Raw genomic sequence first — 23,421 nt, 5'->3', positions numbered from 1 at the left:
CCGGGCCGGCGGCGCGGGAGCCGGCGCCCGCCGCGCGCGGGACGCGGGACCCGGCGCCCGCGCCCGCTTGCGCCCCCCCGCCGCGCGCCCGCTCCAGCAGCCGTGCGGCCGCCGTCGTGGCCGGGGTCAGGACGTCCGCCGAACGCAGCCGCAGCAGCAGGGCCAGACACCGGCCGGTCTCTCCCGCCGCCCCCGAGGCGTGGGACGGGCCCCCGTCCCACGGCACCGTGCACAGCACCGTCGCCCCCGGCACGGTCCGCGCCGAAGGCACGTCGTCGGGGTCGGCCGACGGCCACGGGGCCACGCACACCACCGTGTGCAGGGCGTCCGCGCGCGGGCCGAGGGCGGTGCGCAGCTCGGCGACCGCCATGTCGCGCTGCCAGTCGCGCTCGGCGCTCAGCACCGTCCGCAGCTCCCGGCCCAGATCCGCGTCGTGCTGCGCCTCGTCCGCGAGCAGCGCGCCGATCCGGGCCGTCACCGACATGGCCGCCGCCAGCTGCCGCTCGTCCGGGCCCGGATCGCCGTCCAGCAGCCAGACGTACCCGAGGACGACTCCCCGGTGGCGCACCGGCAGGCAGATGCGGCCCCGGTACACCCCCGCCTGGGGGGACGGCGGGATCCGGACCGGGCCCGTCGCGCGGGTGATGCCGAACCCCTCGAACCAGGCGCGGACCGCGGCCGTCGAGCGGCGGGTCAGGATCGAGCGGGTGCGGACCGGGTCCAGGGCGGACGGGTCGAGGTCGCCCTCGTCGTCGTACGTGCCGAAGGCGATCAGCTCGAAGTCGCGGTTCTCCAGGGTCGCCGGGGCCCCGAGGAGTTCCGAGAGCTCGTCGACCAGATCCTGGTAGTCGCGCCTGTGATCCGCCGCCACCCGGGCATTCTGCCGCATTCCAGCGCGGTCTTCATACATCTGTCTGAGATCTGCGGCACGGATGCGTGACAGCTGTCGATGGCCCGCGAACCGAGGGATCCTTAGGTTTCACGGTGGTTCCCCGTGCCGTGCCCGGATCGTCGGGTTCCGGCCTTCTACCGCCTGTGCTCTGGAGGTGCCCCGTGCTGGGTCCCGTGATTCTCGCCGCGTCGCGCAGCGACCGGATGCGACGCCTGATCTCGGCGGCCCCGGTGACCAAGCAGGTCGTCGACCGGTTCATCCCCGGCGAGGACGTCGACGAGATCGTCCCGGTCGTACGGGAACTCGCCGGCCGGGGCCTGGAGCTGACGATGGACGTCGTCGGCGAGGACATCACCACCCCCGAGCAGGCCGCCGCCGCCCGGGACGCCTACCTGGAGCTGATCGACCGGCTGAAGCCGCTGGAGCTGGGCACCCGGGCGGAGATGTCCGTCAAGCTGTCGATGTTCGGGCAGGCGCTGGCGGGCGGCCACGAGCTGGCGCTGGCCAACGTCCGCCCGGTCGTCGAGGCCGCCGCCGGGATCGGCACCACGGTCACGCTGGACGCGGAGGACCACACCACCCTCGACTCGATGTTCGCCATCCACGAGGAGCTGCGAAAGGACTTCCCGCAGACCGGCTGCGTCATCCAGGCCTACCTCTTCCGCACCGAGGCCGACGCCCGCCGCCTCGCCGCGAGCGGCAGCCGCGTGCGGCTGGTGAAGGGCGCGTACAAGGAGCCCGCGTCCGTCGCCCTCCAGGACAAGCACGAGATCGACAAGGCGTACGTCCGCATCCTGAAGGTCCTGATGGAGGGCGAGGGCTACCCGATGATCGGGTCCCACGACCCGCGCCTGATCACCATCGCCCAGGAGCTGGCCCGGCGCGCCGGGCGCAAGACGGACGAGTACGAGTTCCAGATGCTGTACGGGATCAGGAGCGACGAGCAGCTGCGGCTCGCCGCCGAAGGCCACCGCGTGCGCGTCTACACCGCCTACGGCACCGACTGGTACGGCTACTTCATGCGGCGCCTCGCGGAGAAGCCGGCCAACCTGCGCTTCTTCGCCCGCAGCATGATCACCAAGGGCTGAGACCACCACCGCTCAGTAAGGAGTACGGAACACATGGACGCTGTGACCCAGGTCCCCACCCCCGTCAACGAGCCGGTGCACGGCTACGCCCCCGGCTCGCCCGAGCGCGCCCGGCTGGAGGCCAGGCTCAAGGAGCTGGCCGACAACCCGGTCGACCTGCCCTGCACCATCGGCGGCGTCAAGCGCATGGGCGGCGGCGAGCGCTTCGACGTGGTCCAGCCGCACAACCACAAGGCCGTGCTCGGCACCTACGCCAACGCCACCCGGCAGGACGCCCAGGACGCCATCGACGCGGCCCTGGCCGCCGCGCCGGCCTGGCGCGCGCTGTCCTTCGACGACCGCGCGGCGATCTTCCTGCGCGCCGCCGAGCTGCTGTCCGGCCCGTGGCGCGAGACGCTGGCCGCCTCCACCATGCTCGGCCAGTCCAAGACCGCCCAGCAGGCCGAGATCGACACGCCCTGCGAGCTGGTCGACTTCTGGCGGTTCAACGTCCACTACGCCCGGCAGATCCTCGCCGAGCAGCCCCCGGCCAACTCCCCGGGCGTGTGGAACCGCCTCGACCACCGCCCGCTGGAGGGCTTCGTCTACGCGATCACGCCCTTCAACTTCACGGCGATCGCGGGCAACCTGCCCACCGCGCCCGCGCTGATGGGCAACGTGGTCGTGTGGAAGCCGTCCCCGACCCAGACCCACGCCGCCGTGCTGCTCATGCGGCTGCTGGAGGAGGCGGGCCTGCCCGAGGGCGTCATCAACCTCCTCACCGGCGACGGCATCGAGGTCTCCGAGGTCGCCCTGAACCACCGCGACCTGGCCGGCATCCACTTCACCGGCTCCACCAAGACCTTCCAGTACCTGTGGAAGACGGTCGGCGCCAACATCGAGAAGTACCGCTCCTACCCGCGCCTGGTCGGCGAGACCGGCGGCAAGGACTTCGTCGTCGCCCACCCGTCGGCCGACCGCGCGGTGCTGAAGACGGCGCTGACCCGCGGCGCCTTCGAGTACCAGGGCCAGAAGTGCTCCGCCACCTCGCGGGCGTACATCCCGGCGTCCATCTGGAACGACGGTTTCAAGGAGGAGTTCGCCGCCGAGGTCGACGGCATCAGGATGGGCGACGTCACCGACCTGTCCAACTTCATCGGCGCCGTCATCGACGAGCGCGCCTTCGCCAAGAACAAGGCCGCCATCGACCGCGCCAAGCAGGACCCGGCCTGCACGATCGTCGCGGGCGGCACCTGTGACGACTCGGTCGGCTGGTTCGTCCGCCCGACCGTCATCGAGTGCACCGACCCGGACAACGAGGTGTTCCGCACCGAGTACTTCGGCCCGATCCTCGCGGTGTACGTCTACGAGGACGACCGGTACGACGAGATGCTGACGCAGATGGAGTCGGTGTCCGACTACGCCCTGACCGGCTCGGTCATCGCGCGCGACCGCGCGGCCGCCGCCCGCACGGCGGAGAAGCTGCGCTACGCGGCCGGCAACTTCTACATCAACGACAAGTCGACCGGCGCCGTGGTCGGCCAGCAGCCCTTCGGCGGCGGCCGCGCCTCCGGCACCAACGACAAGGCCGGCGCCCCGCAGAACCTGATGCGCTGGACCCTGACCCGGGCCATCAAGGAGACCCTGGTCCCGCCGACCGACTACACCTACCCGCACATGGGCTGATCCCCGCGCGGCGCACGACGGGCCAGGTCGCCGACCTGGCCCGTCGGCGTGTCCGCCGGCCGGCCCGGCGGGGGGCCGGCGGGGGGGCCGGGCACCGCGCCGTCTCAGATAGTAGGAAGCCCTAGTAATTGTGGAGACACGGGCGCCGCCGTCGCTTAGCTTTGTAGGAGCCGAACGTCTCGCTCGACCCAGCGAAGGGCGATCGTGAGCCGGGCCCCGTGCAGGCAACCCCTGCGGCACCGCTGCTCCCGCCCCATCCGGCGTCTCGAAACATCCCCGTTCCGCACGTCCCGTGCGCCGAAGGAGCCGATGTCCCATGGCCGAGACGACCGTCCGCCGCCGAGTCCGCCACGTCTCCCGGACGAGCGAGTCCGACCGCAAGAACGCCGCCGCCGCCCTGCAGCGCGCCCTCGACCGCCGCGACAACGGCGGCGACGCCTCCCACGCCTGCTGGGCCGTGGGGGACGGCCACTGAGCCGTCACCGGACCGCACCGACCGGGAGCCGCACCCGACGAGGTGCGGCGCGGTCTCACCGGCCGCGCCGCACCTCGAAACGGTCGATCCGCTCGCCGCTCGGTGTCAGCGCCGACACCGTCAGCCGCGGCGCCGCACCGGCCCGGGCCTCCACCGAGAGGAACGAGAAGCCCCGGTAGCGCACCCGCGACCACTCCACCGTCTCCGCCCTGGCCAGCCGCGACCTGGTCCAGTGGAAGGTCGCGACGGACTCGCGCTCCCTCTCGTGCCCCTCGTAGCTCTCCGGCACGCCTGCCGGGAAGCCGTACAGGTCCTTGCCGCCCCCGCCCGCGGTGACGTACACGGTCCCGTCCCGCGTCGGGTCCGTCGACGCGCCGACCGGCACCCGGCGGCCGACCTCGCCGTCCTTGATCGCGTCGGTCCGCTCGTACACGTGGTTGTGCCCGTTGATCACCAGGTCCACCTGGTGCCGGGCGAACAGCGGCAGCCACTCGGCGCGCACCCCGCCGTCGGAGGCGTGCGAGGAGGTCGAGTAGGCGCAGTGGTGGAAGAAGACGACGACGAAGTCGACCCCCTCGGCGGCCCGCAGCTCACCGAGCCTGGCGTCCAGCCACTTCGTCTGCCGGCCGTCGCTGTAGCCGAGGTTGGCGGGGATCTCGTACGACACGTCGTTCGCGTCCAGCGCCACGATGCCGACGTTGCCGTAGGTGAACGTGTACGCGCCCGGCGCCCGGCGCGGGTCGAAGCCGTTGTCCGGCAGGGAGAAGCGGGCGAGCTGGCCGCCGTAGCCGTCCGGCGAGTACCAGGCCTCCATGTCGTGGTTGCCGGTGGTCACCATCCACGGCACCGACCTCGCCACCGGCTCGGTCTGTTTCAGGAAGCGGTCCCAGTGCGTGGCGTCGAACACGTCCGACTCCTTGCCCCGGCCGGTCGGGTTCGCGTAGCAGATGTCGCCCGCGTGCAGATGGAACGCGGGGTCCTGCCGCAGCAGCACGGAGTTGTTGGCGGCCGCGTCCTCGCCGACGCCCTGGTCGCCGAAGGCGGTGAACACGAACCGCTCCGGGCGGGCCGGCGCGGTGCGGAAGGAGGCGATCGCCGGCCGGTGCTCCGGGGCGGCCGGGTCGAAGCCCTCGTGGCCGACGCCGTAGTAGTACGTCGTGCCGGGGCGCAGGCCGTCCAGCGCCGCGTGCACGTAGAACTGCTCGACCGCCGGGCGCACCCCCCGCAGCCCCGGTGTGTGCAGGTCGCGCAGTTCCGCCCCGACCTTGTGCCCGAGGTCGTCGGGGCGCAGCCCCACCCGCACGTACGGTCCGCGCACCGCGAGCGGCACCTGCCAGGAGATCCGCATCTGCGTTTGCGGGTCGGCGCCGAAGGCCAGGTGGCGGCCGAACGGCGTCACGTACGAGCCGGGGACCTTCGCGGCGGACGGCGACGGGCCCGTGGCCGCCGCCCCCGGCCGCCCCGGCCCGGAGCAGCCGGCCAGCAGTCCGCCCGCCGCCGCGCCCGCCGTCACCAGCGCGCGGCGCCGGGACAGCCGGGCCCGCAGGTACGCGTACTGCTCCGCCATGCTCATCCGGCGCGCGAGCTCGGGCGGGATGCCGAAGTCGGGGATCTCCATAGGGGGAACTTCCCAGCGAAGGCCGACACCCGCCCCACGTACGGGTGAACGGCAGCCGACGCGCGGACGCCGTCCCCCACCCGGGTGTCCGTATCGCGGACGGGCCGTGTCATCCCCTGGGACGAGGAGTAGGGTGCCCGCATGTCTCGCAGCATCAATCTCGCAGTGATCCCCGGTGACGGCATCGGCCAGGAGGTCGTGGCCGAAGGCCTGAAGGTCCTCTCCGCCGTCCTCGCGCAGGATGTGAAGCTGCAGACGAAGGAGTACGACTTCGGCGCCCGGCGCTACCACGCCACCGGCGAGACCCTCACCGACGCCGACCTCGACGCCCTCAAGCAGCACGACGCCATCCTGCTCGGCGCGATCGGCGACCCGTCCGTGCCGTCCGGCGTCCTGGAGCGCGGCTTCCTGCTCAAGCTCCGCTTCGCCTTCGACCACCACGTCAACCTGCGGCCGAGCAAGCTGCTCCCGGGGGTGGCCACCCCGCTGGCGGGACAGCCCGAGATCGACTTCGTCGTGGTCCGCGAGGGCACCGAGGGCCCGTACACCGGCAACGGCGGCACCATCCGCAAGGGCACGCCGCACGAGGTCGCCACCGAGGTCTCCGTCAACACGGCCTACGGTGTCGAGCGCGTGGTCCGCGACGCCTTCGCCCGCGCCCAGGCACGCCCCCGCAAGAAGCTCACGCTGGTCCACAAGAACAACGTGCTGACCTTCGCGGGCCACCTGTGGACGAGCGTCTTCGACCGGGTGGCCGAGGAGTACCCCGAGGTCACCACCGAGTACATCCACGTCGACGCGGCCACCATCTACCTGGTCACCCAGCCCGAGCGGTTCGACGTGATCGTCACCGACAACCTCTTCGGCGACATCATCACCGACCTCGCCGCGGCCGTCTCCGGCGGCATCGGCGTCGCGGCCTCCGGCAACATCAACCCGAGCCGCGAGTTCCCGTCCATGTTCGAGCCGGTCCACGGCTCGGCCCCGGACATCGCCGGCCAGGGCAAGGCCGACCCCACCGCCACGGTCCTGTCCGTCGCCCTGCTGCTGCGCCACCTCGGCCACGAGGCCGAGGCGGCCCGGATCGAGGAGGCGGTCGCCGCCGACCTCGGGGAGCGGGCCGGGAAGCCCGCCCGCAGCACCTCGGAGATCGGCGACGCGCTCGCCGTACGAGTAGCCGGCTGACCCGCCGCGCTTCTCGAAGTCTGCCGAAGGGCTTTCGAAGCCGCCGGGTCCGCACGACGCCCGGCGGCTTCCCCATGCCTGCGCCGGGTGCCACCATCGATCCCTGGGCCGCCCGCACGCCGATGTCTTCCGTGGATCCCGCTTGCGATAATCGGACACGGAGCCGCGGAATGAGGGAATGCTCGGACGTCCTAACACTGGCCACTGGCAGTACAGGCGTGAGCGCGGCCCGTCACTACAACCGGTGAAGGACAGCTACCCATGACGACGCCCACGATCGAGCTCAAGCCCTCCGCCAGCCCGCTCTCCGCCGCCGAGCGCGAGGCGATCCTGGCCAACCCCGGCTTCGGCCGCCACTTCACCGACCACATGGTGACGATCAAGTGGACGGAGGGGCGCGGCTGGCACGACGGCCAGCTCGTCCCGTACGCGCCGCTCTCCCTGGACCCCGCCACCATGGTCCTGCACTACGCGCAGGAGATCTTCGAAGGGCTGAAGGCCTACCGCCGGCCCGACGGCTCCGTCGCCACCTTCCGCCCGGAGATGAACGCCAGGCGTTTCCAGGCCTCCGCGCGCCGCCTGGCCATGCCCGAGCTGCCGGTCGAGACGTTCGTCGAGGCGTGCCACGCGCTGGTCAAGCAGGACAGCGCGTGGGTGCCGGCGCACGGCGGGGAGGAGTCCCTGTACCTGCGCCCGTTCATGATCGCGACCGAGGTGGGCCTCGGCGTCCGGCCCGCGAGCGAGTACCTGTTCCTGGTCATCGCCTCCCCGGCCGGCGCCTACTTCCCGGGCGGCGTCAAGCCGGTCTCCATCTGGGTCTCCGAGGACCGCGTCCGCGCGGTGCCGGGCGGCATGGGCGACGCCAAGACCGGCGGCAACTACGCCGCGTCCCTCCTCGCCCAGGCCGAGGCCGCCGCCAAGGGCTGCGACCAGGTCTGCTACCTCGACGCCGTCGAGCACAAGTGGGTCGAGGAACTCGGCGGCATGAACCTGTACTTCGTCTACGGCGACAGGATCGTCACGCCGTCGCTGACCGGCTCGATCCTGGAGGGCGTCACCCGCGACTCCCTGCTCACCGTCGCCCGCGACCTCGGCTACGAGGCGGAGGAGGGGCGCGTCTCCGTCGACCAGTGGCAGCGCGACTCCGAGAACGGCACCCTGACCGAGGTCTTCGCCTGCGGTACGGCCGCCGTGATCACCCCGGTCGGCACGGTCAAGCGGGCCGGCGCCGAGTGGCGGCAGTCGGGCGGCGAGCCGGGCGAGGTCACCCTCCGGCTCCGCCAGGCTCTCCTGGACATCCAGCGCGGCACGGCCGAGGACACGCACGGCTGGATGCACACGCTCGCCTGACGCCCGAGCGCACCCCCCGGGGCCGCCGCGGACTCGCCTCCGCGGCGGCCCCGCCGCTTTCCCGGACTCCGCCGCTTTTTGAGCACCGCTCAAAAAGTTGTCGACTCGGCCCCTTGCAGCCCTTCCGCGGCAAGCGCTGCGCATTTAGAGTGGCGATCTAATCGGGAAGGTGAGGAGGTGCCCGCGCCATGAGGCTGACCCCCACGGAACGGGACCGGCTGCTGCTCTTCGGGGCCGCCGAACTGGCCCGCGCCCGCCGGGCCCGGGGCCTGCGGCTGAACGTGCCGGAGGCGACCGCGCTCGTCGCGGACACGGTCTGCGAGGCGGCCCGGGACGGCGCCCGGCTCGCCGAGGCGATCGAGCGCGCCCGCTCGGTGCTCGGCCCGGACGACGTGCTGCCGGGTGTCGCGGACGTGGTCACCGAGGTGCAGGTCGAGGCCGTCTTCGACGACGGCTCGCGGCTCGCGGTCGTCCCCGACCCGATCGGCGGCGGGCTGCGGGACCGGGCGCCGGGCGCCCTGCTGCCGGGACCCGGGCACCGCGCACCGGAGGCGGCGGTGCGGCTGGCGGTCACCAACACCGCGACCGTGCCGGTCTCGGTCACCTCGCACTTCCACTTCTTCGAGGCCAACCCGCGGCTCGACTTCGACCGCGGGGCGGCCTACGGGATGCGGCTGGCCGTGCCCGCCGGGTCGTCGGTGCGCTTCGGGCCGGGCGAGCGCGTCGAGGTCGGGCTCGTGCCGATCGGGGGCGACCGGGTCGCCATCGGGTTCGCCGGGCTCGTCGACGGGCCGCTGGACGCGCCGGGGGCGCGGGAGGAGGCCCTGCGCAGGGCCGCGGCGTGCGGATACCGGGGAGCGTGAGATGGACCCGTACGAGTACGCCTCGGTGCACGGCCCGCGGGCCGGCGACCGCGTCCGGCTCGGCGACTCCGGGCTGGTGATCCGGGTCGAGTCCGACTCCCAGCGGTACGGCGACGAGTTCCTGGCCGGCTTCGGCAAGACCGCGCGCGACGGGCTGCACCTGAAGGCGGCGGCCGTCCGGGAGACCTGCGACGTCGTGATCAGCAACGTCGTCGTGATCGACGCCGTGCAGGGCGTCCGGAAGGCGTCCGTCGGCATCCGGGAGGGCCGGATCCACGCGATCGGGCGGGCCGGGAACCCCGACACCCTCGACGGGGTCGACGTCGTGGTCGGCACCGGCACCTCGATCGTGTCCGGCGAGGGCCTCATCGCCACCGCCGGGGCCGTCGACACGCACGTCCACCTGCTGTCGCCGCGCGTCATGGAGGCCTCGCTGGCGTCCGGCGTGACCACGATCATCGGGCAGGAGTTCGGGCCGGTGTGGGGCGTCGGCGTCAACTCGCCCTGGGCGCTGCGGCACGCCTTCGGCGCGTTCGACGCCTGGCCGGTCAACATCGGCTTCCTGGCCCGGGGTTCGTCCTCGGACGAGGCTCCGCTGGTCGAGGCGCTGGCCGAGGGCGGCGCGTCCGGCTTCAAGGTGCACGAGGACATGGGCGCCCACGCCCGCGCCCTGGACACGGCGTTGCGGGTGGCCGAGGAGCACGACGTCCAGGTCGCCCTGCACAGCGACGGGCTGAACGAGTGCCTGTCCGTCGAGGACACCCTGCGCGTGCTGGAGGGCCGCACCGTCCACGCCTTCCACATCGAGGGCTGCGGCGGCGGACACGTGCCCGACGTGCTGAAGATGGCCGGCGTGCCGAACGTCATCGGCTCCTCGACCAACCCCACCCTGCCCTTCGGCCGGGACGCCGTCGCCGAGCACCACGGCATGATCGTCTCCGTCCACGGCCTCAAGCCCCGCCTGCCGGGCGACGCCGCCCTGGCCCGCGACCGCATCCGCGCCGGCACCATGGGCGCCGAGGACGTGCTGCACGACCTGGGCGCCATCGGCATCACCTCCTCCGACGCGCAGGGCATGGGCCGCGCGGGCGAGACGGTCCGCCGCACGTTCGCGATGGCCGGGAAGATGAAGGCCGAGTTCGGCGCCCCCGAGGACCACGACAACGAGCGCGTCCTGCGCTACATCGCCAAGCTGACGATCAACCCCGCCCTCGCGCACGGCCTCGCGCACGAGATCGGCTCCATCGAGGTCGGCAAGCTGGCCGACATCGTGCTGTGGCGGCCGGAGTTCTTCGGCGCCAAGCCGCAGCTCGTGCTCAAGTCCGGCTTCCCGGCGTACGGCGTGACCGGCGACCCGAACGCGGCCACCGACACCTGCCAGCCCCTGGTGCTCGGGCCGCAGTTCGGCGCGCACGGGGCCACCCCGGCCGACCTCTCGGTGGCCTTCGTCGCCCGCGCCGCCCTCGACCGGGGCGGCGACCGGCTGCCGACCCGCCGCCGCCGGGTCGCGGTGCGCGGCACGCGCGGCATCGGACCGGCCGACCTGTGCCGGAACACCCGTACCGGCAGCGTCGACGTCGACCGGCGCACCGGCCTGGTCACCCTCGACGGCGACCCGGTCCGCTCCGGGCCCGCCGACTCGGTCTCCCTCAACCGCCTGTACTTCCTCTGACCCGCCAAGGACCCGCGACATGACCACACCCGCCGCCGACGGCTTCCGCATGCCCGCCGAGTGGGCCCCGCACGAGCGCACCTGGATGGCGTGGCCGGGACCCAACCCCACCTTCGGCGACGGCGAGGACCTGGCCGCCGCGCGCCGCGCCTGGGCGGCCGTCGCCCTCGCGGTCCGCCGCTTCGAACCGGTCACGGTGGTGTGCGGCCCCGGACAGTCGGCGCAGGCCCGCGCCCTGCTGGGCGCGGGCGTCGAGACCGTCGAACGGGAGCTGGACGACGCCTGGATGCGCGACATCGGCCCCACGTTCCTCACCGACGGGCGGGAACTGGCCGCCGTGGACTGGACGTTCAACGGCTGGGGCGCCCAGGGGTGGGCCCGCTGGGAGCGCGACGCGAAGGCCGCCGCCTGCGTCGCGGACCTCGCGGGAGCGCGCACCTACACCTCGGCGCTGGTCAACGAGGGCGGCGGGTTCCACGTCGACGGCGAGGGGACCGTCCTGCTGACCGAGACCGTGCAGCTCGGCCCCGAACGCAACCCCGGCTGGACGAAGGAGCGGGTGGAGGCGGAGATCCACGCCCACCTCGGCACCCGCAAGGCCGTCTGGCTGCCGCGCGGCCTGACCGCCGACTACCCCCCGCACGGCTACGGCACCCTCGGCCACGTCGACATCGTCGCCGCCTTCGCCCGCCCCGGCGTCGTCGTCGCCCACCACCAGCCCGACCCGGCCCACCCCGACCACGAGGTGACCCGGGAGGTCATCGGGATCCTGCGGGCGCAGACGGACGCGCGGGGCCGCCGCCTGGAGGTCGTCGAGGTGCCCGCCCCGACCGTCCTGGAGGCCGGCGGCCACTGGGCCGACTACTCGTACGTCAACCACTACCTCTGCAACGGCGGCGTCGTCCTGTGCGGCTTCGACGACCCGCGCGACGAGATCGCGGCGGACCTCTTCCGCCGTCTCTTCCCCGGCCGGACGGTCACCCTGGTGGACGCCCGTACGATCTTTGCCGGTGGCGGAGGCATCCACTGCGTCACCCAGCAGCAGCCCAAGATCTAGGAGTCCGGATGGCCGGTGCGCGCCGCAACGCGCCGCCGCGCGAGCAGGTCCTCGCCGCCGCCATGGAGATGATCGCCGAGCGCGGTCTGGAGCGGCTCACCATGGCGGCGCTCGGCCGCGAGGTCGGCATGAGCAGCGGCCACCTGCTGTACTACTTCCACTCCAAGGACGAACTGCTGCTACAGACCCTGGAGTGGAGCGAGGGCCGCCTCGGCGCCGAGCGCGGCCGGCTGCTCGCCCGGCCCGGGACCGCCCGCGAACGCCTCGACGCCTACGTCGGCCTGTACGTCCCCGACGGCCACCGCGACCCGCACTGGACGCTGTGGCTGGAGGTGTGGAACCGCTCGCAGAACGCCGGCGACGACGCCCGCGACCGGCAGGCCGCCATCGAGGGCGCCTGGCACCGCGACCTGGCCGCCCTGCTGGCGGAGGGCGTCTCGCGCGGTGAGTTCCGCCCCGTCGACCCCGACCGCTTCGCCGCCCGGCTGCGGGCCCTCCTGGACGGCTTCTCCCTCCACGTGGCGATCGGCCTGCGCGGCACGGACCGGGCGCGTGTCCTCGGCCACGTACGGGAGTTCCTGGCGGACGCCCTGTACGCGGACGCCTGACCCGGAGTTCGCATACTGAGACGCACGGTGAGCACCGGGGCGGGTTGTGCCAGACTGCCCCCGTGCTCTCGTTCGCCATCATTATTGGCAGCAGGCGCGCCGGTCCGCAGTGACCGCCACGTACGACCAGGTACGGGCGGCCACCGTCGTCCTCGACCCGCGCGCAGACCTCTCGCACCCGCGAGAGGTTTTTCGTTTTCCTGGCCCACCTGCAGCCGGGAGGAGAGCGCGCGGGAGGATGGGGGGACGGTGGAACCGGTCATTCCGGTAGACCGAGATCCAGTACAGGAGCCTTCAGACCATGACGGAAACCAGCGAGCTCGACGACTCGTTCCACGTCTTCGACACCACCCTGCGCGACGGCGCCCAGCGTGAGGGCATCAACCTCACCGTGGCGGACAAACTGGCCATCGCGCGGCACCTGGACGACTACGGCGTGGGCTTCATCGAGGGCGGCTGGCCCGGCGCGAACCCGCGGGACACCGAGTTCTTCGCCCGCGCCCGGCAGGAGATCGACTTCCGGCACGCCCAGCTCGTGGCCTTCGGCTCCACCCGCCGCGCCGGCACCACCGCCGCCGAGGACCCGCAGGTCAGGGCGCTCCTGGAAGCGGGCGCCCCGGTGATCACCCTGGTCGCCAAGGCACACGACCGGCACGTCGAACTCGCCCTGCGCACCACCCTGGACGAGAACCTGGAGATGGTCCGCGACACGGTCTCCCACCTGCGCTCCCAGGGCCGCCGGGTGTTCGTCGACTGCGAGCACTTCTTCGACGGCTACCGCGCGAACCCCGAGTACGCCAAGGCCGTCGTACGGACCGCCGCCGAGGCCGGCGCGGACGTGGTCGTGCTGTGCGACACCAACGGCGGCATGCTCCCCGCGCAGATCCAGGCGGTCGTCGCCACCGTCCTCGCCGACACCGGCGCCCGGCTCGGCATCCACGCCCAGGACGACACCGGCTGCGCGGTCGCCAACACCCTCGCCGCCGTCGACGCGGGCGCCACCCACGTGCAGTGCACGGCCAACGGCTACGGCGAGCGCGTCGGCAACGCCAACCTCTTCCCGGTCGTCGCGGCCCTGGAGCTGAAGTACGGCAAGAAGGTCCTGCCGGAGGGCCGGCTGCGCGAGACGACCCGCATCTCGCACGCCATCGCCGAGGTCGTCAACCTCACCCCCTCCACCCACCAGCCCTACGTCGGCGTCTCCGCCTTCGCGCACAAGGCGGGCCTGCACGCCTCCGCGATCAAGGTCGACCCGGACCTGTACCAGCACATCGACCCCGAGCTGGTCGGCAACACCATGCGGATGCTGGTCTCCGACATGGCGGGCCGCGCCTCCGTCGAGCTCAAGGGCAAGGAGCTCGGCATCGACCTCGGCGGCGACCGCGAGCTGGTCGGCCGGGTCGTGGAGCGGGTCAAGGAGCGCGAGCTCAAGGGCTACACCTACGAGGCCGCCGACGCCTCCTTCGAACTCCTGCTGCGCGCGGAGGCCGCGGGCGGGCCGCTGACGTACTTCCGGGTGGAGTCCTGGCGCGCGATCGTCGAGGACCGCCCCGACGGCACCCACGCCAACGAGGCCACCGTCAAGCTGTGGGCCAAGGGCGAGCGCATCGTCGCGACGGCGGAGGGCAACGGCCCGGTCAACGCCCTGGACCGCGCCCTGCGCGTCGCGCTGGAGAAGATCTACCCGCAGCTCGCCAAGCTGGAGCTGGTCGACTACAAGGTCCGCATCCTGGAGGGCAAGCACGGCACCCAGTCCACGACCCGCGTCCTGATCTCCACCTCCGACGGGGCGGGGGAGTGGTCGACGGTGGGCGTCGCGGACAACGTGATCGCGGCCTCCTGGCAGGCCCTGGAGGACGCCTACACCTACGGGCTGCTGCGGGCGGGGGTGGAGCCGGCCGAGTAGGCCGGGCCCGCCGGGCTCACTGCAGCCTCCACTTCTGGTTGGCGGCGCCCGTGCAGCTCCAGATCTGCGCGCGGGCGCCGTTCGCCGCGGAGTTGTCCGTCACGTCCAGGCACTTGTCCGCGGCCGGGTTCACCACGTCGTTCGTCGCCGCGTCGTACGTCCAGGCCTGCGCGCCCGTGCCGTTGCATTCGTACAGCTGTACCTTCGCCCCGTCGGCCGTCGAGCCGGAGGTGACGTCCAGGCACTTGCCGAGGGCGCGGATCGAGCCGTCCGCCTGCACGGTCCAGCGCTGGGCGGCCGAGCCGTTGCAGTCGTACAGCTGGACCGGGGTGCCGTCGGCGGCCGAGCCGCCCGCCACGTCCAGGCACTTGCCGGCGAGGCCGACGAAGGAGCCCGACCGGGCGCCGTCGCCCGACTGGGTGCCCGACCAGGTGAAGGTCGCCGACGTCCTGCCCGGCAGCGAGTAGGTGGCGTGCTGGTCGCCCCAGCCGATCGTCACCGTGCGCGCCGCGGTGGAGCCGTTGTACGCGATCAGGGCCTTGGAGCCGTCCGGGTTGCGCCAGGCCACGTTGGGCACCGTCGCCGAGGCCGTGGACGCGATCCGCTGGGCGCCCGGCCGGACGAACTTCGTCAGGTGGCCCATCGTGTAGTACTCGACGGTGTAGTCGACCTGCCCGTGCCGCGCGTCCCCGTTGTGCACGGTGATCAGTCCGCTGCACGTGCCGCAGCCGCCGTTGTGCGGCCCCCGGTCCTGGTCCACCGCGAGGGACCACTTCGTCACCGACTTCGCCCAGTTGCGGGTGTAGTCGATGATGTTCATCATGTCCTCGCGCTGCTGGTCGGCGATCCAGGTGCCGCCGGAGTGCTCGGTGCCGAAGGCGTCCAGCTGCGGGTACCGGTCGTGCACGGCCGTCTGCTGGGTCACGTCGCCGCCGTAGCCGTGCCAGGCGATCCCCCCGAAGTTCGGGTGCGAGCGGATCGCCGCGTCGTCCACCGTCTGCGCCGCGTAGGCGTCGTAGGTGTCCCAGTTCCAGTCGTGCGCCAGCACCTTGGTGGAAAGGCCCGCCGCCCGCAGCCTGGGCAGCAGCTCGTTCTTGGTGAAGTAGGCGAGCCCGGAGGCGTTCCAGCTCATCGACGGGTAGCCCGCGCAGCACGTCGGCTCGTTCTGCGCGGTGACGTACGCGACGGGGATGCCCTGGTCCCGGTAGCCCTGCAGGTACTTGACGAAGTACGCGGCGTACGTGCCGTAGTGCTCCGCCTTCAGCCAGCCCCCGTTGAGCTGCCCGCTGTCCTTCATCCAGGCCGGCGCGGTCCACGGCGAGGCCATCACGGTCAGCGCCGGGTTGAGCTGCCGGGCCTGCCGGGTCAGCGGCACCACGTCCGCCAGGTCGTGCGCGAGGGAGAACTCCGACAGGTCGGGGTCGGTCTGCCCGGCCGGCACGTCGTCGTACGTGTAGCCGAAGCGGGCGAGGTCGGAGGCGCCCATCGGGTTGCGCAGGAACGACAGGCCGATGCCGTCCGTCGGCGAGAACAGCTTGCGCATGGTCTCGTCCCGGGTGGCCGGGGACAGCGCGCCGCTGCTGTTCATCAGCCAGGCCGCGGTGTCCGTGAAGGACGCGCCGCCGCCGGTGAAGGTCTGGTAGCGGGTGTTCTCGTCGACGGTGATGTTCTCGCCGCCGCCGGCGGCGCCGGCCTGGAAGGCGAACGGCGTCTGCCGCTGCAGGCCGCGCACGACATGGCGGCCGGCGGCGTCGTCGGTGGTGGTCAGCCAGGCGGTCACCGGTTCGCCGGCCGCGTGCGCCGGCGCCGTGCCCAGCGCGCTCAGCCCGGCGGTGGTCAGCAGCCCGGCGAGCAGCAGCCGTACCGCGTGCAGGGGTCTCCTCATGGAGCGCCGCCCTTCTGACGGGGGTGGGGGGAAGGCGTGCGAGCCGTGAGTAAATGACGACTTCGTACCCCCGTCAAGGGTCCGCGCGTTCATTGCTTGAACGAGCAACGCCCCACATACGAACGGTCGTTGCTGCCGCACCGGTCCTGGCGCGGACTCTTGACGACGCACCGGAGGCCCAGTTGACTCACGCCGTGAGCTAAGTCGTGAGCGAATTACGAGAGTCAGCGAAGGACGTTCCATGCGAAGAACCGCCCTGCTCGCCTGCGCCACCCTCCTCGCCGGACTGCTCCCGCTGGCCTCGGCCCGCGCGGCCGTGGCCGACGACCCCGCCCCCGTCCCGGTCGACCGCTTCGAGGGCGAGGTGCCCTTCGCCGGCCCGCCCGCCGAGGGCCTGTTCACCTGGGGCTCCGACACCGACGACCCGCCCGCTCTCGCGCTGGCCGCCCGCGACGACGCCCCGGAGGGGGACAAGGTCCTCTCCGGCACCTACGACATCAGCGGCTACGGCGGCTTCAGCCACGAGTTCGCCTCCGCCGGGCCGCCCCGCGACTGGTCCGCCCACCGGGGCGTCCGCTTCTGGTGGCACGGCGAGAACAACGGCAGGAAGATCGCCTTCGAGATCAAGGACGGCGGCGCCGACGGCGGGTCGTCCGAGCTGTGGACCACCTCCTTCACCGACGACTTCACCGGCTGGAAGCGGATCGAGCTCCCCTTCACCGACTTCGCCTACCGCACGGACCACCAGCCCGTCGGCGGCATCGACCACGTCCTCGGTCTGACCGCGATGTGGGGCTACGCGGTCACGCTGCCGGCCGGCGCCAAGGGCGCCTTCGCCATGGACGGCGTGGAGCTGTACGGCCGCGCCGACCCGTCCCTGCGGACCTTCGTCACCACCGGCTCCGCCGTGTACCCGGTCGACGAGGGCGGCACGGCGTCCGTCGAGGTCACCGTCGGCACCACCGGCTCCGCCCCCCTCGCCGACCCGGTCACCGTCGCCTACGAGACCGCGGGCGGCACCGCCGCCGCGGGCCGGGACTACACCCCGGTCCGCGGCGAGGTCACCTTCCCCGCGGGCACCGCCTCCGGCACCAGCCGCACCCTGCGCGTCCCCACCCTGAAGGACCGCTCCGCCGAGACGGCCGAGACGATCCCGCTGAGGCTCACGGTCGCCGGCGCCAAGGCACCGGCCGAGACCCCCCAGGTGGTCGTCGACGCGCACGGGCTGCCGTACCTGGACGGCCGGCTCCCCGTGAAGCGGCGTGTCGCCGATCTCCTGGCCCGGATGTCCCTGGAGGAGAAGGCCGGCCAGATGACCCAGGCCGAGCGGGGCGCGCTCACCGCCCCCGGTGACATCGCGGCCTACGACCTCGGCTCGCTGCTGTCCGGCGGCGGCTCCGCCCCGACGCCCAACACGCCCGAGGCGTGGGCGAAGATGATCGACTCCTTCCAGCTCCGGACCCGGGCGACCCGCCTGCAGATCCCGCTGATCTACGGCGTGGACGCGGTGCACGGCCACAACAACGTGGCCGGCGCGACGATCATGCCGCACAACATCGGCCTCGGAGCCACCCGCGATCCCCGGCTCGCGCAGGAGACGGCGGCGGTGACCGCCGCCGAGGTCCGCGCCACCGGCGTCCCCTGGGACTTCGCGCCCTGCCTGTGCGTGGCCCGCGACGACCGCTGGGGCCGCACCTACGAGTCGTTCGGCGAGGACCCGGCCCTGGTCGACGCCATGGCGACCGTCGTCCAGGGCCTCCAGGGCCGGGCCGACGGACGGGACCTGGACCGCGCCGACAAGGTCCTCGCCACCGCCAAGCACTTCGTCGGCGACGGCGGCACCGCGTACGGCTCCTCCACCACCGGCACCTACACCATCGACCAGGGCGTCACCAGGGTCACCCGGCAGGAGCTGGAGGCCGTGCACCTGGCCCCGTACCGGACGGCGGTCGACCGCGGCGTCGGCACGGTCATGCCCTCCTTCTCCTCCCTCGACCTGATCGGCGACGGCCGGGGCCCGGTGAAGATGCACGCCCGCGCCGACATGCTCGACGGCGTGCTCAAGGACCGCATGGGCTTCGACGGCTTCGTCATCAGCGACTGGCAGGCCATCGACCAGCTCCCCGGCGACTACGCCTCCGACGTCCGCACCTCCGTCAACGCGGGCCTCGACATGATCATGGTCCCGTACGCCTACCGGGACTTCCGCACCACGCTCGTCGACGAGGTGCGGGCGGGCCGGATCGACGAGCGGCGGATCGACGACGCCGTCTCCCGCATCCTCACCCAGAAGTTCAGGCTGGGCCTCTTCGAGCGGCCGTACGCCGACACCTCCGGCGCCGCGGACATCGGCTCCGCCGCGCACCGGGCGGTGGCCCGCGAGGCGGCGGCCGAGTCGCAGGTGCTGCTGAAGAACGCCGGCGGGGCGCTGCCGCTGAAGAAGCACCAGAAGGTGTACGTCGCCGGGTCCAACGCCGACGACATCGGCAACCAGAGCGGCGGCTGGACCATCACCTGGCAGGGCGCGTCCGGCGACATCACCCCGGGCACGACCGTCCTGGAGGCGATGCGCAAGCACTCCCCGGACCTGACGTACTCCGAGGACGCCTCGGCCCCGACCCGGGGCCACGACGTCGGCGTGGTCGTCGTCGGCGAGACCCCGTACGCCGAGGGCGCCGGCGACGTCGGCAACGGCCACGACCTGGAGCTGTCCGCCGCCGACCGGGCGGCCGTGGACAAGGTGTGCGCCGCGATGACGTGCGCGGTGCTGGTCGTCTCCGGACGCCCGCAGCTGATCGGTGACCGGCTCGGCGCGATCGACGCGCTGGTGGCGTCCTGGCTGCCGGGCACCGAGGGCGACGGCGTCGCCGACGTGCTCTACGGGCGGCGGCCGTTCACCGGGCAGCTCCCGGTGACCTGGCCGAAGTCGGAGGCGCAGCTGCCGATCAACGTGGGCGACTCCTCCTACGACCCGCAGTTCCCCTACGGCTGGGGCCTGACCACCCTGACGAAGGTCCCGCAGGGCGGCGCGGCGACCCTGAAGGCGCTCGGCGCCGCGGCGGCCGCCGCCGAACGGGCGGGCGCGGAGGAGACCGGCCGGGCCCTGGTCGCCAAGGCGCGGCTGATCGTCCAGCACGAGGCGGCGGACCGGATCACCGAGGCGGTGGCCAAGCCCTTCGCCGACGCGGACCACCTGCTGCTGACCGGCCGCTACGGCGCGGCGGTGCAGAAGCTGACGCAGGCCTACCGGGCCGCCTGAGCCGCACGGTACGGACGTCGGCCCCGGCCGGGAAAGTCCCCGCCGGGGCCGATGTCCGTTTCTGTTCCGGTTCAGGTAGCTTCGAACGTATGAAGGTCGCATGGACGCGTACCTGGATACGCCTGCTGATCGTGCCGGTCGCCGCCGTCCTGGCGGCGCTGACGGCCGGTGTGCCGGGGGCACACGCGGCCACCGACCTCTCCGTGATCGCCCAGGAACTGCGCGAGGACCCCGTCTACGTCGACCCGGCCGCGACCGACATCCTGTCGGAGGCCGACGCCGACGCGCTCTCCGACAAGATCAGGGACGCGGACAAGCCCGTCTTCGTGGCCGTCCTGCCGGCCGACTACCCCACGCAGGACCTCTTCCGGAACCTGCGCACCGAAACCGGCGTCACCGGCCTGTACGGCGTCCGCCTGGGCGACGAGTTCGACGCCCGCGCCGACAGCAGCGTGCTCAGCCGCCAGGGCGTGGACAACCTGGTCACGGCCGTCCAGGGCGCGGGCGACCCCAAGGCCCAGCTGAACGACTTCGTCGACGACGCGCTGCGCAGCGTGGGCGGCTCCGCGCCGAACGGCTGGCGCGACGGCGCGGGCGGCGACGTGTCGACCACCGCGCTGATCACCACCGGCGCGGTCCTGGCGGCGGGCGGTGCCGGCGCGTACGCCCTGGTCCGGCGCAACCGGCGTCGGCACGAGCAGGAGCAGCGGGCCGCCCTGGAGAAGCTGCGGGTGGTGGTCGACGAGGACATCACCGCCTTCGGCGAGGAACTGGACCGCCTGGACTTCCACCCGGCGGAACCGGGCGCCGACGACGCGATGCGCGCCGACTACGAACGGGCCCTGGACGCCTACGAGCGGGCCAAGGAACTGATGGCGGCGACGGCGAAACCGGAGGACGTCCGGGCCGTCACCGAGACCGTGGAGGACGGCCGCTTCGCGCTCGCCCGGCTCGCCGCCCGCCGCGCGGGCAGGCCGCTGCCCGAACGCCGCCCGCCCTGCTTCTTCGACCCCCGCCACGGTCCGTCGGTCGCCGACGCCCGGTGGACGCCGCCGGGCGGCGCGGCGCGGGAGGTCCCGGTCTGCGCCGCCGACCGGACCCGGCTGGCCGAGGGCCGCGACCCGGCGGTCCGCGAGGTGGACACCGAGTACGGCCGCCGCCCGTACTGGGAGGCCGGACCCGCCTACGGCCCCTGGGCCGGCGGCTACTTCGGCGGCGGTCTCCTGCCCGGCCTGCTCGTCGGCACGATGCTCGGCAGCATGATGGCCACCCCCGCCTACGCGGCCGACTACGGCGCCGGTTACGGCGACTTCGGCGGCTACGAGGGCGGCGACGTCTCCGGCGCCGACTTCGACACCGGCGACTTCACGGGCGGCTTCGGCGGCGGGGACTTCGGTGGCGGCGGCGACTTCGGCGGGGGCGGCGGCGACTTCGGCGGCGGGTTCTGACCCCGCCCCGCGGCTCTCCTCGACGGGCGACACGGCCGGGGAGGGCGCGGGCGGGGACGGTGTCAGCCGCTACTCGGAGGGCTCGGCGATCAGCGCCGTGGCCACGGAGCGGAAACCGAGCCGGGCGTAGACCCGGGCGACGTCGTCGTCGCCCGCGGACAGGAAAACCGTCTCGACGCCCCGTGACCGCGCGTCGGCCACCAGCGCGGCGGTCACCGCCCGCGCCAGACCGCGACGGCGCGCGGCCGGCAAAGTTCCCACACCGACGATCTCGCTGATCGCGCCGACCGGCTGGTGCTGGCCGGCGCACAGTGCCGTGCCGTCGGCCACCGCGGCGGCGACGCACGTCAGGCCGGCCGCCATGCGTGCCGTCACCTGTTCCACCGATCCGTCACCGGCACGGTCGCGCACCGCCTGGTTCAGTTCCGCGAGGCCGGCGGCGCCGACCCCGGTGCCCGGCTCGGCGAAAGCCAGGTGGGGGACGGCCAGCGCGCTCGGCAGTACGGGATCGTCCGGCGCGATGACGCGCACCACCGCGCCCCCGGCCGCCTCGGGCACGGCGGGGGCCGGGACGTCCGGTCCGAGCACCATCAAGGGGTGCTCGTGCACGGTGAGCCCGGCCTGCTCGGCCGCGGCCCGCAGGGCGGGCGTGGTCTCGGCCACCCACTCGAAGCTCTCCGGGACGCCCAGTTCACGCTGCCGGGAACGGACCCGGTTCACGTCGTCCGCCCGCACGGCGCCGGACCGTCCCGGGGTCGGACGGGCATAGAGGGGCCAGCCCTCCCCCTCCCGTACGAACAGGGTCAGCGGCCCGAAGTCCTCGGCCCGGGCACCGGAGCGGGGGACCGTGTCGTAGTACCGCTCGAGTCGGTTCAGCAGTGCACGGCGATCGTCGGAATCCACGGGTGTCACGCCGAGCATCCAACCAGAGGCAGGGGAACCGCAGCCACGGCATTACCCGGGTCCGCAGGGGAGCGGACGCCCTCCGCGGGGGCCGTGCGGGACCCGGTCTCGGCGGGACACGCCGAGCGCCCGCCTTCCCGGACGGGGGAGCCGGAAGGCGGGCGCGCTCGTGGGGCGGCGTCGGGGCGGGGCCGTCAGGCCTTCCTGATCGCCGAGATGTCGAAGTTCAGCTTGATCCTGTCGGACACCAGGACGCCGCCGGTCTCCAGGGCCGCGTTCCAGGTCAGGCCCCAGTCCGAGCGCAGGATCTCCGCCTTGCCCTCGAAGCCGACGCGCTCGTTGCCGAAGGGGTCCTTGGCGGCGCCGTTGAACTCCAGGTCGATGGTGACCGGCCGGGTGGTGCCGAGGATGGTCAGGTCGCCGGTGATGCGGTAGTCGTCGCCGCCCAGGGCCTGTGCCGCGGTGGAGCGGAAGGTCATGGTCGGGAACACGTCCGTCCGGAAGAAGTCCGCGCTCCTGAGGTGGCCGTCGCGGTCGACGGACCCCGTGTCGATGCTGTCCATCGTGATGTCGAGGGAGGCCGTGGACCGGGACGGGTCGCTGCCGTCGAGGTGCAGCTCGCCGCTGAAGTCGAGGAACTTGCCCTTGACGTTGGTGACCATGGCGTGGCGGGCGGTGAAGCCCAGCGTGGAGTGGGCCGGGTCGATGGCGTAGTCGCCGCTCAGCGCGGCCAGGTCCGGGCTGACCGGGGCGGGGACGGTGGTGGTGGCGGTGTCCTTGCGGCCGAAGATGCCCATGATGTGCTCCTCTGATCGAAGAAGTTGAACGTTCAACCAGTCCAACGAGCTCGACTGTAGCTCCATTCCGTTCAATGTTCAACCTCTTTGACCGGGGCGGCCGGGGCGGCCGGGGCGGCCGGGGCGGCCGGGGCGGCCGGGTGGCGGGGGCCGCGTCCTCGGGGCCCTCGCCCGGGAGACCGGCCGCCCCGAGTGCCGACGGCGGCCCGCGAAGAGCGCCGCCCGGAGCGCGCGCGAGGGCGTGGGCGCGCGCGAGGGCCGGGGCGTGGTGCGGGCGCGGCCCGGCGGGCCGCCGCCGGGGCCGTACGGCTACGCTCTGCGGGGGCGGACCGCTCCGCATGGGCGGCCCGCCGGGGAGCGCCCGGGGCCGTCCGGCGCGCGCGGCCGGACGGGGGCGGCTCGGCCGGGATCCCCGCGACGGGACGCCGGCTCGGGCTCCGCGTCACTCCGGGGGCGGAACGCGCCGCCCGCCGTTGTGAGATGACTCTCGCCCCGCGGCTTTGTCCGGCCCCTACAAGCCGCATACCTCCGAGCAGTCGAAACGACTGCATGTCGTTGTGGTTATGTTCAGGGCTACCAGGAAAACGCGCCGGAGACTGTACGGAGTCGACGGCTCGCTTTCCGCGCGTGACTTCGTAAGGTCGCTACATGACCGTTTTGGATGAGGCGCCGGGTGAGCCGACGGACGCGCGCGGGCGGGTGGCCGAACTGCACGAGATTCGTGCCCAGGCACTCGCGGGTCCCAGCGAG

Annotated in this window: 16 protein-coding genes and 1 pseudogene; 12 read left to right on the top strand and 5 right to left on the bottom strand. The window is 73.2% G+C overall.

Features of this window, described 5'->3' with window-relative positions:
• Window positions 1–889: pseudogene (locus tag ABD363_RS30025) on the bottom strand (PucR family transcriptional regulator); the annotation flags it as partial.
• A gap of 164 nt (window positions 890–1,053) precedes the next feature.
• Here ABD363_RS30025 and ABD363_RS30020 point away from each other — a divergent pair.
• The 3 genes from ABD363_RS30020 to ABD363_RS30010 all read left to right on the top strand — a co-directional run bounded on the left by ABD363_RS30020 (window position 1,054) and on the right by ABD363_RS30010 (window position 4,120).
• Window positions 1,054–1,980 carry a proline dehydrogenase family protein gene (locus tag ABD363_RS30020; RefSeq protein ID WP_344609264.1) on the top strand — a complete coding sequence of 309 codons (927 nt, stop codon included), beginning with the start codon at window positions 1,054–1,056 and terminating at the stop codon, window positions 1,978–1,980.
• A gap of 33 nt (window positions 1,981–2,013) precedes the next feature.
• On the top strand, window positions 2,014–3,645 hold the full coding sequence (gene pruA / locus ABD363_RS30015; RefSeq protein WP_344609263.1) for an L-glutamate gamma-semialdehyde dehydrogenase: 1,632 nt from the start codon (window positions 2,014–2,016) through the stop codon (window positions 3,643–3,645).
• A gap of 316 nt (window positions 3,646–3,961) precedes the next feature.
• Window positions 3,962–4,120 (top strand): hypothetical protein, encoded by a 159-nt coding sequence (locus tag ABD363_RS30010; protein ID WP_344609261.1) that lies wholly within the window; start codon window positions 3,962–3,964, stop codon window positions 4,118–4,120.
• Window positions 4,121–4,175: 55 nt separating this feature from the next.
• Here ABD363_RS30010 and ABD363_RS30005 read toward each other — a convergent pair whose 3' ends face one another.
• Window positions 4,176–5,738: a purple acid phosphatase family protein gene (locus tag ABD363_RS30005; protein ID WP_344609259.1), complete on the bottom strand. Its 1,563-nt coding sequence runs from the start codon at window positions 5,736–5,738 to the stop codon at window positions 4,176–4,178.
• Window positions 5,739–5,879: 141 nt separating this feature from the next.
• Here ABD363_RS30005 and ABD363_RS30000 point away from each other — a divergent pair, with 141 nt between their 5' ends.
• The 7 genes from ABD363_RS30000 to cimA all read left to right on the top strand — a co-directional run bounded on the left by ABD363_RS30000 (window position 5,880) and on the right by cimA (window position 14,379).
• Window positions 5,880–6,923 (top strand): 3-isopropylmalate dehydrogenase, encoded by a 1,044-nt coding sequence (locus ABD363_RS30000; protein WP_344609257.1) that lies wholly within the window; start codon window positions 5,880–5,882, stop codon window positions 6,921–6,923.
• A 261-nt stretch (window positions 6,924–7,184) separates the two neighbouring features.
• Entirely contained in the window at window positions 7,185–8,273 is a 1,089-nt protein-coding gene (locus ABD363_RS29995) for a branched-chain amino acid aminotransferase (protein WP_344609255.1), read from the top strand.
• Window positions 8,274–8,461: 188 nt separating this feature from the next.
• Window positions 8,462–9,136, top strand: coding sequence for an urease subunit gamma (gene ureA, locus ABD363_RS29990; RefSeq protein ID WP_344609253.1), 675 nt, complete (start codon window positions 8,462–8,464; stop codon window positions 9,134–9,136).
• Window position 9,137: 1 nt separating this feature from the next.
• The gene (locus ABD363_RS29985; protein ID WP_344609251.1) at window positions 9,138–10,808 is read left to right on the top strand and encodes an urease subunit alpha; all 1,671 of its coding nucleotides are present in this window, start codon (window positions 9,138–9,140) and stop codon (window positions 10,806–10,808) included.
• Window positions 10,809–10,827: 19 nt separating this feature from the next.
• Complete coding sequence (locus ABD363_RS29980; protein WP_344609249.1) at window positions 10,828–11,865, top strand: agmatine deiminase family protein; 1,038 nt, start codon at window positions 10,828–10,830, stop codon at window positions 11,863–11,865.
• A gap of 8 nt (window positions 11,866–11,873) precedes the next feature.
• A complete protein-coding gene (locus ABD363_RS29975; RefSeq protein WP_344609247.1) occupies window positions 11,874–12,473 on the top strand; it encodes a TetR/AcrR family transcriptional regulator in 600 nt (199 codons plus the stop codon).
• A gap of 301 nt (window positions 12,474–12,774) precedes the next feature.
• Window positions 12,775–14,379 (top strand): citramalate synthase, encoded by a 1,605-nt coding sequence (gene cimA / locus ABD363_RS29970; RefSeq protein WP_344609245.1) that lies wholly within the window; start codon window positions 12,775–12,777, stop codon window positions 14,377–14,379.
• A 16-nt stretch (window positions 14,380–14,395) separates the two neighbouring features.
• Here the strand turns inward: cimA and ABD363_RS29965 are convergent, their stop codons facing one another.
• The gene (locus tag ABD363_RS29965) at window positions 14,396–16,264 is read right to left on the bottom strand and encodes a lectin (RefSeq protein ID WP_344609242.1); all 1,869 of its coding nucleotides are present in this window, start codon (window positions 16,262–16,264) and stop codon (window positions 14,396–14,398) included.
• Between the two features lie 241 nt (window positions 16,265–16,505).
• Here ABD363_RS29965 and ABD363_RS29960 point away from each other — a divergent pair, with 241 nt between their 5' ends.
• On the top strand, window positions 16,506–19,523 hold the full coding sequence (locus ABD363_RS29960; protein ID WP_344609240.1) for a glycoside hydrolase family 3 protein: 3,018 nt from the start codon (window positions 16,506–16,508) through the stop codon (window positions 19,521–19,523).
• A gap of 89 nt (window positions 19,524–19,612) precedes the next feature.
• Window positions 19,613–20,971 (top strand): hypothetical protein, encoded by a 1,359-nt coding sequence (locus ABD363_RS29955; protein ID WP_344609238.1) that lies wholly within the window; start codon window positions 19,613–19,615, stop codon window positions 20,969–20,971.
• Window positions 20,972–21,040: 69 nt separating this feature from the next.
• Here the strand turns inward: ABD363_RS29955 and ABD363_RS29950 are convergent, their stop codons facing one another.
• On the bottom strand, window positions 21,041–21,883 hold the full coding sequence (locus ABD363_RS29950) for a GNAT family N-acetyltransferase (RefSeq protein ID WP_344609236.1): 843 nt from the start codon (window positions 21,881–21,883) through the stop codon (window positions 21,041–21,043).
• A gap of 185 nt (window positions 21,884–22,068) precedes the next feature.
• On the bottom strand, window positions 22,069–22,671 hold the full coding sequence (locus ABD363_RS29945; protein WP_344609234.1) for a YceI family protein: 603 nt from the start codon (window positions 22,669–22,671) through the stop codon (window positions 22,069–22,071).
• Between the last annotated feature and the right edge of the window lie 750 nt (window positions 22,672–23,421).

This window comes from Streptomyces glaucus, from assembly GCF_039533365.1.
GTDB classification, from domain to species: domain Bacteria; phylum Actinomycetota; class Actinomycetes; order Streptomycetales; family Streptomycetaceae; genus Streptomyces; species Streptomyces glaucus.
Note: the sequence above shows the minus strand (reverse complement) of the source record. Positions and strands in the feature narration are given on the sequence as shown.